The sequence below is a fragment of the Streptomyces sp. AC512_CC834 genome (assembly GCF_019049325.1).
Lineage (GTDB): Bacteria > Actinomycetota > Actinomycetes > Streptomycetales > Streptomycetaceae > Streptomyces.
In genome coordinates this window covers 89,231-101,487 of the sequence record NZ_JAGMUO010000017.1, presented here as the reverse complement: position 1 = coordinate 101,487, position 12,257 = coordinate 89,231, and the positions used below count along the sequence as shown (strand labels likewise).

Sequence of the window (12,257 nt, the reverse complement as noted above, 5' to 3'; positions counted from 1 at the left end):
AGGACGTCAAGGGCGTCAAGGGCGTGACGGACATGACGGGCAGGAAGGGTGTGGGGGGCATGCGGGGCATGAGAGCCGTGAGGCTGCCGCGTCTTGTGCCGTACCGTCCGGTGCCGCCGCCCCCGGCCGCGCCGGGCGACCTCCTCGCCGAGGCCGAGGGCCTGTGCGTCCACCTGGGCGGGCGGCCGGTCCTCGACGGCGTCGACGTCACCGTCCGCGCGGGCGAGGTGCTCGCCCTGGTCGGCCCCAACGGGGCGGGCAAGTCCACCCTGTTGGGCGCCCTGGCCGCCGATGTCCCGGCCGTCGAGGGCGTCGTACGCGTCCACGGCCGCCCGGTGACCGAGTGGCCGGCGCCCGAACTCGCGCTGCGCCGGGCGGTGCTGCCCCAGTCGGCGTCGCTGTCCTTCCCGTTCGCGGTGGAGGAGGTCGTCCGGATGGGCCGGGCGCCCTGGGCGGGCGGCGACCTGGCGGACGAGGACGACGCGGCGGTGGCCGAGGCGATGGCGCGCACGGAGGTGACCGGCTTCGCCGGGCGGCCGTTCTCCGCGCTCAGCGGCGGCGAGCGGGCCCGGGTCGCCCTCGCCCGGGTGCTGGCACAGCGCGCTCCCCTGCTGCTGCTCGACGAGCCGACCGCGGCCCTGGACCTGCGGCACCAGGAACTCGTGCTGCGGCTGTGCCGGGAGCGGGCGCGGGCCGGGGACGCGGTGGTCGTCGTCCTGCACGACCTCGCGCTGGCGGCGGCGTACGCGGACCGGGTGGCGATCCTGCGGTCGGGCCGGATCGCAGCCGAGGGCGCTCCGGCGGAGGTGTTCGCCGAGGGGCTGCTGTCCGAGGTCTACGACCAGCCGGTGGAGGTGTTTCCGCACCCGCGCACGGGCGCGTTGCTGGTCGTCCCGAGGCGGGAACCGTGACGTGAGGTCACGGTGTGGCCGCTGTACCCGGTCCCCGCGCCCGGTCGCCGTCCCGCCCCGGTAGGGTTCGCCTCCGGGAAGGGGAAGGTGAAGGAACCTGATGAGCCAGGATCGCGGCCCTCGAAGGCCCCGCAGGCTTGAGAAGTGCGCCCTCATATCCGCCTCGGCGACCGCTTTGTCGTTGACGGCGAGCGGATGCGTGGTGGTGCACGGTGAGCGCGAGGTGCTCCCGGCGGCCACCCGGGCGGAGGCCGCGAAGGCGCTGGAGCAGTTCACCACCGCGTACAACAGGGCCGACAAGGCGTACGACGCCGATCTGGACGCCGACCACACCACGGGCGCCCTCGCCGCGATCGACTCGGCGCGGCTGAAGGCGGGCTCGGCCAACCACCCGGACGGCAACCCGGCGCACGAGCCGCTGGAGCTGACCGACGCGGAGTTCACGATCCCGAAGAAGGCGGGCTGGCCGCGCTGGTTCGTCGCGGACACCAAGGCCAACAGGGGCGGGGACACCCGCTGGTTGCTGGTCTTCACCCGGGACGGCCTGGAGGAGACCTGGGAGGCGGCGTACCTGACGCTGGTCGCCCCCGACAAGGTGCCCGAGTTCAAGACCGACGAGGACGGCTGGGCCGAGACCGTCGCCGCGAACTCCACCGACGTGGCCGTCGCGCCGGCCGGCCTGAGCAAGAGCTACACGACGTATCTGCAGGACGGCGGGAAGACCTTCGCGGACGGTGTGCACACCAGTTCCTGGCGCGAGCTGCGCGAGAAGCGGTCGACCCGTCCGGGCCTGGTCACGCAGTACATCGACGAGCCGCTGACGGACGGCGACTACGCGCCGCTGGCGCTGCGTACGAAGGACGGCGGAGCGCTGGTGTTCTTCGCCTCCCGGCACTTCGAGAAGCAGACCGCCGCGCGGGGCGCGTCCGTGCCGACGCCGAACAAAGACGTGCTGGCGCTGACGGACGGCGAGATCAAGCAGTCGCTGACGATGGAGTTCGTCTCCAACGAGGTCGCGCTCGACCCGGCGGACGGCTCGGGGGACGGGCAAGTGTCGGTACTGGGACGGGTCCAGGGGCTGACGGCCGGCAAGGGCGAGTAGCCCCCACGGCCACCCGGGGCCGCACACGGCCACCCACAGCAGCCCGGGGCCTCAGCGACGAAGGGGCCAGGCCGTGCCCGCGTGGTCGCTCTCGTCGTCACCGGCGTGCCGGGCGCAGGCGTCGGTGAGGGTCTCCAGCAGGGTCAGCGGGTCCGGCAGCGGATGCTCGGGGCCGCGTACCCAGTGCACCGATCGGTGCTCGCCGGGCAGTCGGGCGGGCGGTACCAGGACGTAGGAGCCTCGGCAGTGCCAGCGCAGTCCGGGGTGCTCGTCCATGGTCTCGGGGTGGCAGTCCAGCTCGCAGGGCCACCACTCGTCCTCGTCCTCGGGGGTGCCGCGGGTGAGGGTGAACAGCAGCAGGCGGTCGTCGGCGCTCTCGGCGACCGGGCCGACCTCGATGCCGGCGTCGAGCAGCCGCTGGAGCGCCTCGCGACCGGCCTGAAGGGGGACGTCCAGGACGTCGTGCGCCATGCCGGTCGCGGTGATGAAGTTGGCCTCGGGCTGGTGCCGGGCCCAGCGCTCGACCTGTGCGCGGTCGGTGGTGGACTGCGTCTGCCAGGCGAAGGAGACGGGGTGCCGGGCCGGGGTGGGACAGCCCACCCGGTCGCAGGAGCAACGGTATCCGGCGGGGTGCGCGGCGGGTGCCAGGGGCAGTCCCGCACCGGCGGCGGCGAGCAGCAGGTCCTCCCGGCCACCGTCACCGGCGGCCTCCTTGGGGCGGCGTCCGCGCAGCCACGAGGAGAGTTTGCCCTGCAGACCGCTCCGACCGCCGAACTCCGCGCTCATCTATCCCCTTGCCTCGCCGTCGTGCGCACCAGCATGCCTCATGGTCGCACCATTCCGCGCTTCGGGGTCGCGAAGGGACAAACTTCCCTGGTCACCGGGGGGCGAGCCCGTGGAGCGCGTAGTCGACGAGCGTGTCGGTGTACTCGTAGGAGACCGGGCCCGTGTGCTGGAGCCAGCGCTGGGCGAGCGGCGAGACGAAGAGTTCGAGCGCGATGCGCGGGTCGATCTCCGGCCGCACCTGGCCGGCCTCCTGGGCGGCGCGCAGCCGGTCGACGTGGAGCTGGAGCGACGGCTCCAGGAGCTTGGCCACGAACTCCCGGCCGAGCTGTTCGTTGACCAGGCCCTCCGCGGCCAGGGCGCGGGAGGGGGCGTCGAACTTCGGGTCGTAGAGCTGGTCGACGGTGGCGCGCAGGACGGCCTTGAGGTCGGCGGCGACGTCGCCGGTGTCCGGGATGGCGTACGTCGCCTCCTGCCCCTGGGCCTGGACGGCCTGCTCCCCGAGGTCGACGAAGGCCTCCAGCAGGACCTGCGCCTTCGAGGGCCACCAGCGGTAGATCGTCTGCTTGCCGACACCGGCGCGGGCGGCGATGCCCTCGATGGTGGTCTTGGGGTAGCCGATCTCGCCGACGAGGGCGAGGGCGGCGTCGTAGATGGCCTGGCGGGACCGCTGACTGCGCCGGGTGGCGTCGGGGTGCGGCCTCTCGGAGGCGGGAGCGGGGGTTGCGTGGGCGTGGGTGGATTTCTGGGCGGCCATGGTCCGAATCTAACAGGTTGACAAGACGGTACGTCTCGCCGACAGTGGAGGGATCGTAACGAGACGATCCGTCTCGTTCCTGGAATCGCAGGGAGAAGACCCATGACCCGAGGTGGATCCGGAAACATGCTGGGCGTCGGCGGCACGCGCCGGAAGCTCGGCCGCGACGCCCTGCGCGGCGGCGACCGGGGCGGTCGCACCGGCGGCGGCCTGTCCCCGCAGGCCCAGAAGCGGGAGCTGCTGCGAAAACTCCAGGAACGACAGCAGGACCGGCGGGAACAGCAGGAACAGCAGGACCGGCGGGGGACGGACGCCGCCGGCGAGGCGTCATGAGCGCGGGGCGTCGGGGGCCGGCTCGTAGCCGAGCCGGCCCCGGGTGGTGATCAGCAGGATCGCGGCCACGACGACGGAGGCGGCCAGGAACGTGTGCGCGGCGTAGCCGGAGGACAGCTCCGGGAACATGTCCGACCAGGCGATGGAGATGTAGTTGTTGACGCCGACGTGCAACAGCATCGCCAGCGGCAGGCTCTCACCGGTGCGGTTGAACACCCAGGTCATCACGAAGCTGAAGGCGATCGTGGTGGCGATGAACTCCACCGGCTCCCACCAGGCCACGTCCGGGTAGCCGCCCCAGTCGGACAGGAACAGCGGCAGGTGCCACACGCCCCACAGCGGGCCGACGATCAGGGTGCCGAGCAGCGCGCCGTGGCGCCGCTGGAGGATCGGCATGGCGAAGTCGCGCCAGCCCGGCTCCTCGGCGAGACCGGTGGTGACCATCTGCAGGACCAGGCCGGGCACGAACGCCACCAGCACCGCCGCGCCGGGCAGCACCGGCGCGCTGCCGCCGAGCACCGCCGACGTCACGGTGAGCACGGCGGGCACCGCGACGATCACCGCGACGTACCACCGCCAGCCGACGCGCCACTTGGCCATCCGCCCCACCCAGGCCCGCAGTCCCGCACGCCCCTGAGAGGCCGCGGTGACCAGGAACGCCGAGAGGATGGGACCGAGGTAGGCGCCGGGCAGCACGCCCAGGAGCTGGCCCCCGGCCTCGCCGCCCGGGAAGGTGAAGCCGAGGACGCCCAGGCCGTTCCCGCCCAGGATGTACGGCGTCCACGCCACCCAGCTCAGCCCGAAGGCCAGGGAGAAGAACCAGGTCAGCGGGTGCCGGCGGAGGCTGCCCCGCAGGCCGCCCGGGCCGTCGTCCGGGCCGGTGCCCCAACTCGTCCGGTGCGTCGGGCCGCTGGGCGGCTCCGGAGCGGATCCGGTGTCGGAGCCGGAGCCGGTGCCGGAGCCGGAGCCAGTGCCACTTCCGGTGCCGATCTGTGCGTGCGTGCTCACCGTGATGTCCCTTCGGGATGCCTGAACCGGTCTGCTGAACCGGCCTGTTCAGCACACCAGTCGCGGCCCCGGGACACATTGCCGCGCACGCCCCGAGCCGGGGTACAGCAGGCTGTACCCCGCCGGTCGGCGGGAGGTCAGTGCGGCTGCGCCCGCGCGTTCTCCAGGTAGTGCAGGACGGCGGCCACCCGCCGGTCGACCTGGTCGGCCGGGGACAGGTCGAGCTTCGCGAAGATGCTGCGGATGTGCTTGTGGACCGCGCCGTCGGTGACGACGAGCCGTCCGGCGATGGCGCTGTTGCCCAGACCCTCGGCCATCAGCGCGAGCACCTCGCGCTCCCGGGGGCTGAGGCGTTCCAGGCGGGTGTCCTGCCGGGTGCGGGTGAACAACTGGGCGACGACCTCCGGGTCGATGGCGGTGCCGCCGGCCGCGACCCGGCGCAGCGCGTCCATGAACTCCTCGACCCGTCCGACGCGTTCCTTGAGCAGATAGCCGAGGCCGCCCACCCCGCCGGTCAGCAGGTCGGTGGCGAAGGACTGCTCGACGTACGCGGACAGCACCAGGACGGCGAGCGCGGGGCGGCGCCTGCGCGCCTCGACGGCCGCGCGGACGCCTTCGTCGGTGTGCGTGGGCGGCATGCGTACGTCCAGGATGGCCACGTCGGGCTCGTGCGCGTCGATGGCCTCCAGCACCGCCTCGGCGGTGTCCGCGGTGGCGACCACGTCCAGGCCCTCGGCGCGCAGCAGCAGGGCGAGTCCCTCGCGCAGCAGCGGGTCGTCCTCGGCGATCACGAGACGCAGGGCGGCGCGGTGCACTTCACGTTCCACAGGGGAGGTCCACTTCCGGGTCGACGGGCCGACTGGCCGCCAACGACCCTACTGGGTAGGCGGGTTGTCACCGCTCCTCGGTGGGCCACGGGTCGCCCCAGGCCGCGTCGCGGGCCGCCTTGTACAGGTCGCCGTGGCGCTTGGTGACCGTGCGGCGGCGGAGCTGCTCGTCGGGCTCGCAGAGGTCGAGCAGGACCTGGCCCTTGCGGATCTGCGGACGCCGGACCACGCGGGAGGGGGCCGGGGAGACGGGGAGTCGGGTGGCGGCGACGTAGCTGAACTTCTCGTCCTCGTAGGCGAGGGACCCGCCCTTGACCTGCCGGTGCAGGGAGGAACGGCTGACCCGCGCCGCGAAGTGGCACCAGTCGGTGCCCGGCACGATGGGGCAGGCGGCACTGTGCGGACAGGGCGCGGCGACCTGGAACCCGGCGGCGATCAGCCGGTCGCGGGCCTCGATGACGCGGGCGTAACCGGCGGGGGTGCCGGCTTCGACGATCACGACGGCGGGCGCGGCACCGGCGGCGGTGTCGACGAGGGCGGCGCGGTCGGCCACGGTCAGCTCGTTGAGCACGTAGGAGACGGTGACGAGGTCGGTGCTCTCGACGGTGAGCGCGGTTCCGATCCGGGAGCGCTGCCAGCGGACGTCCCGCAGGGCCGGGAGCGAGGCGGCGATCTCCCGGCCGACGGCGAGCGCGGGCTCGGCCCAGTCGAGCACGGTCACCGGACGCTCTCCGTCCCAGGTGTCGCTGACGGCCCAGGTCGCGGCGCCGGTCCCGCCGCCCACGTCCACGTGGCTGCCGGGCGCCCACCCCGGCACGGCCTCGGCGAACGCGGCCAGCGCCGAGCGCACCGCGGCGAAGGTCGCCGGCATGCGGTACGCGGCGTAGGCGACGACGTCGGCGCGGTCCCGCAGGATCGGGGCGTCGGTCGGGGTGTCCCCGCGGTAGTTGGCGATCAGCCGCTCCACGGCCCGCGCGGCCTGCCGGGGCGGCAGCCCGTCGACGAGGTCGGCGAGGGCGGCACGCAGCGTGTCGGCGGGAGCGGCGGGGTCGGCGGGGTCGTTCACCCACCGATTGTACGAGGCGACACCCCCGTCCCCTCCCGCTCAGGACCGCACCGCCCGCGCCACCCGTGTGGCCAGTGCGGCGCGGGGCCGGCTGTCCGGGGTGCGGCGGCGTGGGTGGACCGTGTTGGCGAGGAGGATGGCGAAGGTGTCCGTCGCGCGGTCGAGGACCAGCATCGTCCCGGTGAAGCCGGTGTGTCCGGCCGCGCCGCGCCCCGCCAGCTCGCCCATGAACCACGGCTGGTCGAGGGCGAAGCCGAGCCCCGGTCCGGTCAGGAGCAGTTCCACGAAGTCGGGGCCGAGGATGCGCGCGGGACCGTGGGAGCCGCCCGCGAGCAGCGTCCGGCAGAAGACCGCGAGGTCCCGGCCGGTCGAGAACAGCCCCGCGTGACCGGCCACCCCGCCCAGGGCCCACGCGTTCTCGTCGTGGACGACCCCGCGCAGCATCCCCCGGTCCGCCTTGGCCCACGGCCGCCGCTGGTCCTCCGTCGCCGCAGCGCCCGGACACGGTCCGAAGCGCGTCGCCGTCATGCCCAGCGGCCGGGTGATCCCGTCGCGGACGAGGACGTCGAGCGTGCGGCCGGTGACGCGTTCCAGGACCTGCTGGAGGAGCAGCATGTTCAGGTCGGAGTAGCAGTACGTGCCGGGGACGCCCACGGGTGGCTCCGCGCGCAGCCGCCGCAGCCGTTCCTCGTCGTCGGCGCAGTCGTACAGCGGCAGTTCGGGCCGCAGTCCGGAGGTGTGGGTGAGCAACTGCCGTACGGTGACGCGGTGCTCGGCGGCGGCCCGGAAGTCCGGCAGGTAGGCGCCGGCCTCCGCGTCGATGCCGAGCGTGCCCCGTTCGATCTGCTGCACGGCGGCGACCGCCGTGAACAGCTTCGTCAGGGACGCGAGGTCGAAGGGCGTGTCCACGGTCGTCGGGACCCGTGAGCGCGCCGGCAGCTCCACGCCCGTGTCGGTGCGCGGGTCGTAGGAGGCGTAGCGCACGGCCCAGCCCGCCGCCTCCTCGACGGCGAGCACGGGTCCGCGTCCGACGGCCACGACGGCACCCGCCGCCCAGGGTCGTTCGCCGGTGGTGAGGTCGTGGGCCTGAGCGACGACACGGCGGAGCTGCCCGGGGTCGAGTCCGGCCCGCTCCGGGGTGTCGCTGCGCAGTCTCGGGGTGCTCAGTTCACTTCCCCCTGCCCGGCGGTGCGCCCGGCCGGGGGGCGGCACAGGGTCACGAGGAAGCCGAGCGCCACCACCGCCGCCACCAACTGGACCACGGCCATCGGTACGGCGGTGTCCTCCCCCGCGATCCCGACGAGCGGGGAGGCGACGGCGCCGATGAGGAAGGAGGACGTGCCGAGCAGCGCGGAGGCCGAGCCGGCGGACTTCTTGACCCGCATCAGGGCGAGCGCCTGGGTGTTGGGCATGCTGATGCCCATCGCGGACATCAGCACGAACAGCGCGGCGGCGACCGGCACGAGGCCGACCTCGCCGAAGACGCCCAGGGTCATGAGCAGCAGGGCGGTCGCGGCGGCGATGACGATCAGGAGGCCGAGGCCCAGCACCCGGTCCAGCCTGACCCGTCCGACCAGGACCTTGCCGTTGATCTGCCCGACGACGATCAGGCCGATCGAGTTGAGGCCGAACAGCAGGCTGAACGTCTGCGGGGAGGCGCCGTAGATCTCCTGGACGACGAACGGGGACGCCGAGACGTAGGCGAACAGCGAGGCGAAGGTGAAGCCGCCGGCGAGCATGTACCCGGTGAAGGCGCGGTCGGCGAGCAGGCCGCGCATCGCGCGGAGGGTGTCGCCGACGCCACCGGCGTGCCGTTCGGCGACCGGCAGCGTCTCGGGCAGCTTGGCCCACACGACCGCGCCCAGCACCACGCCGACCACGGTGAGGACGACGAACACGCCCCGCCAGTCCGTCACCCGCAGGATCTGCCCGCCGATGAGCGGCGCGACGACCGGGGCGACGCCGGAGATCAGCATGAGGGTGGAGAAGAAGCGGGCCATGGCCACGCCGTCGTACAGGTCGCGGACGACGGCCCGTGCGATGACGATCGCGGCGGCGCCCGCGAGGCCCTGGACGAGCCGGAAGGCGATGAGGGTTTCCACGGTGGGTGCGAGCGCGCACAGGACGGTGGCGACGACGTAGACGGCGAGACCGGTCAGCAGCGGGCGCCGGCGGCCGAACCGGTCGCTCATCGGGCCGACGACGAGCTGTCCGAGGGCCATGCCGGCCAGGCAGGCGGTGAGCGTGAGCTGGACGGTCGCGGCGGGCGCGGTCAGGGACCGGGTGACCTCGGGGAGCGAGGGGAGGTACATGTCCATCGCCAGCGGCGGCGTGGCGGTCAGGCTGCCGAGGATGAGCGTGACGAGCAGCCCGGTGCGCCGGGCGGCACGCGACGAGCGGACGGCCGGTCCCGTTCCCGTTTCCGTTCCCGGTCCGGCCGCCCGCACGAGCTGCGAGGTCTTCGGATTCAGTGCTTGCTGGGCTTGCTGGGCTTGCTGCGGTATGGCCGGCCCGCGCTCGGGCATGTGCCCCTCCCTCTTCTACAGATCCGCCACCTATGCTCTCAGCTCGTACGGAGTTGTACGAACAGACTCGAACGAACCTGAGCGAGGGTGGGGCAGGGTGTCAGCGGTGACCGGGCAGAAGGTGCGCTGGGGGATTCTGGCGACCGGCGGGATGGCGGCGACGTTCACGGCGGATCTGGTCGATCTGCCGGACGCGGAGGTCGTGGCGGTGGCCTCGCGGACGGACGCGTCGGCGAAGGCGTTCGCGGAGCGGTTCGGGATACCGCGGGCGTACGGCGACTGGGAGACGCTGGCGCGGGACGAGGACGTCGACGTGGTGTACGTCGCGACCCCGCACTCGGCGCACCGGACGGCCGCCGGCCTGTGCCTGGAAGCGGGCCGGAACGTGCTGTGCGAGAAGCCGTTCACGCTGAACGTGCGTGAGGCGGAGGAGCTGGTCGCGCTCGCCCGCGACAAGGGCCGCTTCCTGATGGAAGCGATGTGGATGTACTGCAACCCGCTCGTGCGGCGGCTGAAGGCGCTGGTCGACGACGGCGCGATCGGCGAGGTCCGCAGCCTCCAGGCGGACTTCGGCCTCGCGGGCCCGTTCCCTCCCGCGCACCGGCTGCGGGACCCGGCGCAGGGCGGCGGCGCGCTGCTCGACCTGGGGGTGTACCCGGTGTCGTTCGCGCAGTTGCTGCTCGGTGAGCCGTCGGACATCGCGGCGCGTGCGGTGCTCTCGGACGAGGGCGTCGATCTCCAGACGGGTGCGCTGCTCTCCTACGACGGCGGCGCGCTCGCGTCGGTGCACTGCTCGATCACCGGCGGTACGCCCAACTCCGCGTCGGTCACCGGCTCCAAGGGCCGGATCGACGTCCCGTACGGCTTCTTCTTCCCGGACCACTTCGTGCTGCACCGGGACGGCCAGGAGCCGCAGGAGTTCCGGGCCGACCCGGAGGACGGTCCCCGGGCCAGCCTCAAGCACGAGGCCCGGGAGGTGATGCGTGCCCTGCGGGCCGGAGAGACCGAGTCTCCGCTGGTCCCGCCGGCCGGCACGCTGGCCGTGATGCGGACGCTCGACGCGATCCGGGACCGCGTCGGCGTCCGCTACCCGGGAGAAACGGGAGAAACGGGAGAAACGGAAGGAACGGGGGGAACGGCAGAGACGGGGAAGCCGGGGAAGCCCGTCGTCACGCCGGCTTGAGCCCCTGCTCCCCCACCTCCGTCACGAAGGACCCGGCGGTCGTGAGCGGTGCGCCCTCGGTGCTCACGTGGGAGACGGTCTTGAAGTCGGCGCGCGCCGAATCGCGGCCCAGTGACACGGTCGCGTAGCCGCGCCGCCCGTTGAAGAACTTCAGGTGCGGGTTGGCGGCCATGAGGGTGTCCCAGTTGGACGGCTTCTCCGCACCGTCCCCGCCGCTGGTGACGGAGGTGGTGACGATCTCGGTGCCCAGGGTCCGGGAGCCGGGGTCGTCGAAGTCGCGCTTGATGTCGAAGCCGTAGGAGACGTGCACGTCGCCGGTGAGGACCATGAGGTTCTCGATCCCGGCGGCCCGCGCGCCGGCCAGCACCCGCTCGCGGGAGGCCGGGTAGCCGTCCCAGGAGTCCATGGAGACCTTGGACGGCAGGGTGGTGGAGTTGTGCCGCTGCGAGAAGGTGACCTGCTGGGGCATCACGTTCCACAGGGCGTTCGACCGGTGCCAGCCGTTGATCAGCCAGCGCTCCTGGGCGTCGCCGGTCAGCGTGCGGCTCGGGTCCTCGGACTCGGCTCCGGGGAACTGCCAGCCGTCGCCGTACGCCTGGTTGGAGCGGTACTGGCGGGTGTCGAGCACGTCGAACTGGGCCAGCCGGCCCCAGTGCAGGCGGCGGTAGAGCCTCAGGTCCGCACCGTCGGGGAGCTGGGGGCGGCGCAGCGGCATGTTCTCCCAGTAGGCCCGGTAGGCGGCGGCCCGGCGGATGAGGAACTCCTCCGGCGGGACGCTGTTCTCCGGCGTCTCGTCGGCGTAGTTGTTCTCGGTCTCGTGGTCGTCCCAGGTGACGATGAAGGGGTGCGCGGCGTGCGCGGCGCGCAGGTCGGGGTCCGACTTGTAGAGGGCGTACCGCAGGCGGTAGTCCTCCAGCGTCGCCGTCTCGCGGTTGAAGAGGTCCGGGAGGGTTCCCGCGGGGTAGGCGCGCGAGCCGCCGGTGGCGTTCACGGCGTACTCGTAGAGGTAGTCGCCGAGGTGGAAGACGACGTCCACGTCCTCCTGGGCGAGGTGCTTGTACGCGGTGTAGTAGCCCTGGTCGTACTTCTGGCAGGAGACGAGGCCGAAGGTGAGGTCGGAGACCCGGCTGTGCTCGGCGGGCGCGGTGCGGGTGCGGCCGACGGGGCTGACGAAGCGGCCGGCGCGGAAGCGGTAGTAGTAGACGTGGCCGGGCGCGAGGTGGTCGACCTCGACGTGCACGGTGTGGTGGAACTCGGGGTGGGCGGTGGCCTTGCCCCTTCTCACGACCCGCCGGAACCGTTCGTCGAGGGCCAGCTCCCAGCTCACGTCGACGCGTTTGGCGGGCAGGCCGCTGTCGGCCTGGTACGGGACCGGGGCCAGGCGCGTCCACAGCAGGACGGAGCCGGGCTGCGGGTCGCCGGAGGCGACGCCGAGCGTGAAGGGGTCGTCGGAGAGCCGCGCGGCGTCCAGTTCGGCGGCGCTCGCGGTGCCGGCGGCCGGCAGGTTCACGGAGAAGGCGAGCGCGGCGGCGGCGCCGGTGACGGTCAGGAAGCGGCGGCGGCCCAGGTGCCGTGCGGCGGCGCGGAGTTCGGGCGCGTGCGAGGGCTGGGGCTGAGACTGGGACTGGGGCTGGGACTGGGGCTGGGACTGGGACTGGTTGTGCTGGTTCGCGGGTGTCATCCGTTCCTCCCCTTGCGGTGGTTGCAAGGGGAATTCGAATGGCCGGGGACGACCCAGGCTTGGCGCGGACATGGCGACCGC

The 12,257-nt window shown here is 73.1% G+C and carries 12 protein-coding genes and 1 pseudogene; 5 read left to right on the top strand and 8 right to left on the bottom strand.

All coding sequences use genetic code 11. The annotated features are described in order from the left end of the window. The first annotated feature begins 68 nt into the window (after positions 1–68). The 3 genes and pseudogenes from KUM40_RS07160 (at position 69) to KUM40_RS07155 (ending at position 2,013) form a co-directional block, all read left to right on the top strand. Entirely contained in the window at positions 69–911 is an 843-nt protein-coding gene (locus KUM40_RS07160; RefSeq protein ID WP_217164089.1) for a heme ABC transporter ATP-binding protein, read from the top strand. A 3-nt stretch (positions 912–914) separates the two neighbouring features. Then, positions 915–1,052, top strand: a pseudogene (locus tag KUM40_RS41070) (iron transporter); the annotation flags it as partial. Continuing rightward, positions 1,012–2,013, top strand: a complete 1,002-nt coding sequence (locus KUM40_RS07155) for a hypothetical protein (protein WP_217164003.1) — start codon at positions 1,012–1,014, stop codon at positions 2,011–2,013. The pseudogene KUM40_RS41070 and the gene KUM40_RS07155, both read left to right, overlap by 41 nt. A 51-nt stretch (positions 2,014–2,064) precedes the next feature. On the opposite strand, the gene KUM40_RS07150 is transcribed toward KUM40_RS07155, so the two are convergent. Together KUM40_RS07150 and KUM40_RS07145 are read right to left on the bottom strand one after the other, a co-directional pair. After that, positions 2,065–2,799 (bottom strand): bifunctional DNA primase/polymerase, encoded by a 735-nt coding sequence (locus KUM40_RS07150; RefSeq protein WP_217164001.1) that lies wholly within the window; start codon positions 2,797–2,799, stop codon positions 2,065–2,067. Between the two features lie 91 nt (positions 2,800–2,890). Continuing rightward, positions 2,891–3,553, bottom strand: coding sequence for a TetR/AcrR family transcriptional regulator (locus KUM40_RS07145; RefSeq protein ID WP_217163999.1), 663 nt, complete (start codon positions 3,551–3,553; stop codon positions 2,891–2,893). Between the two features lie 102 nt (positions 3,554–3,655). Between KUM40_RS07145 and KUM40_RS07140 the strand changes: the two genes are divergently transcribed. Beyond that, positions 3,656–3,886 carry a DUF6243 family protein gene (locus tag KUM40_RS07140; protein WP_254394684.1) on the top strand — a complete coding sequence of 77 codons (231 nt, stop codon included), beginning with the start codon at positions 3,656–3,658 and terminating at the stop codon, positions 3,884–3,886. On the opposite strand, the gene KUM40_RS07135 is transcribed toward KUM40_RS07140, so the two are convergent. From KUM40_RS07135 to KUM40_RS07115, 5 genes are all read right to left on the bottom strand, one after another. After that, complete coding sequence (locus tag KUM40_RS07135; RefSeq protein WP_308401074.1) at positions 3,881–4,894, bottom strand: type II CAAX endopeptidase family protein; 1,014 nt, start codon at positions 4,892–4,894, stop codon at positions 3,881–3,883. The two genes, KUM40_RS07140 and KUM40_RS07135, sit on opposite strands and share 6 nt — an antisense overlap. A gap of 137 nt (positions 4,895–5,031) precedes the next feature. Beyond that, on the bottom strand, positions 5,032–5,694 hold the full coding sequence (locus tag KUM40_RS07130) for a response regulator transcription factor (protein ID WP_217164083.1): 663 nt from the start codon (positions 5,692–5,694) through the stop codon (positions 5,032–5,034). A gap of 94 nt (positions 5,695–5,788) precedes the next feature. Next, a complete protein-coding gene (locus tag KUM40_RS07125; protein WP_217163997.1) occupies positions 5,789–6,787 on the bottom strand; it encodes a small ribosomal subunit Rsm22 family protein in 999 nt (332 codons plus the stop codon). 39 nt (positions 6,788–6,826) lie between these two features. Further along, entirely contained in the window at positions 6,827–7,999 is a 1,173-nt protein-coding gene (locus tag KUM40_RS07120; protein ID WP_217163995.1) for a serine hydrolase, read from the bottom strand. Next, positions 7,951–9,312, bottom strand: coding sequence for a multidrug effflux MFS transporter (locus tag KUM40_RS07115; protein WP_254394683.1), 1,362 nt, complete (start codon positions 9,310–9,312; stop codon positions 7,951–7,953). The genes KUM40_RS07120 and KUM40_RS07115 overlap by 49 nt, the downstream gene beginning before the upstream one ends. Positions 9,313–9,418: 106 nt before the next feature. Here KUM40_RS07115 and KUM40_RS07110 point away from each other — a divergent pair, with 106 nt between their 5' ends. Then, on the top strand, positions 9,419–10,495 hold the full coding sequence (locus tag KUM40_RS07110; protein ID WP_217163993.1) for a Gfo/Idh/MocA family protein: 1,077 nt from the start codon (positions 9,419–9,421) through the stop codon (positions 10,493–10,495). On the opposite strand, the gene KUM40_RS07105 is transcribed toward KUM40_RS07110, so the two are convergent. Next, positions 10,482–12,176 carry an alkaline phosphatase gene (locus tag KUM40_RS07105; protein ID WP_254394682.1) on the bottom strand — a complete coding sequence of 565 codons (1,695 nt, stop codon included), beginning with the start codon at positions 12,174–12,176 and terminating at the stop codon, positions 10,482–10,484. The two genes, KUM40_RS07110 and KUM40_RS07105, sit on opposite strands and share 14 nt — an antisense overlap. Positions 12,177–12,257: the final 81 nt, after the last annotated feature.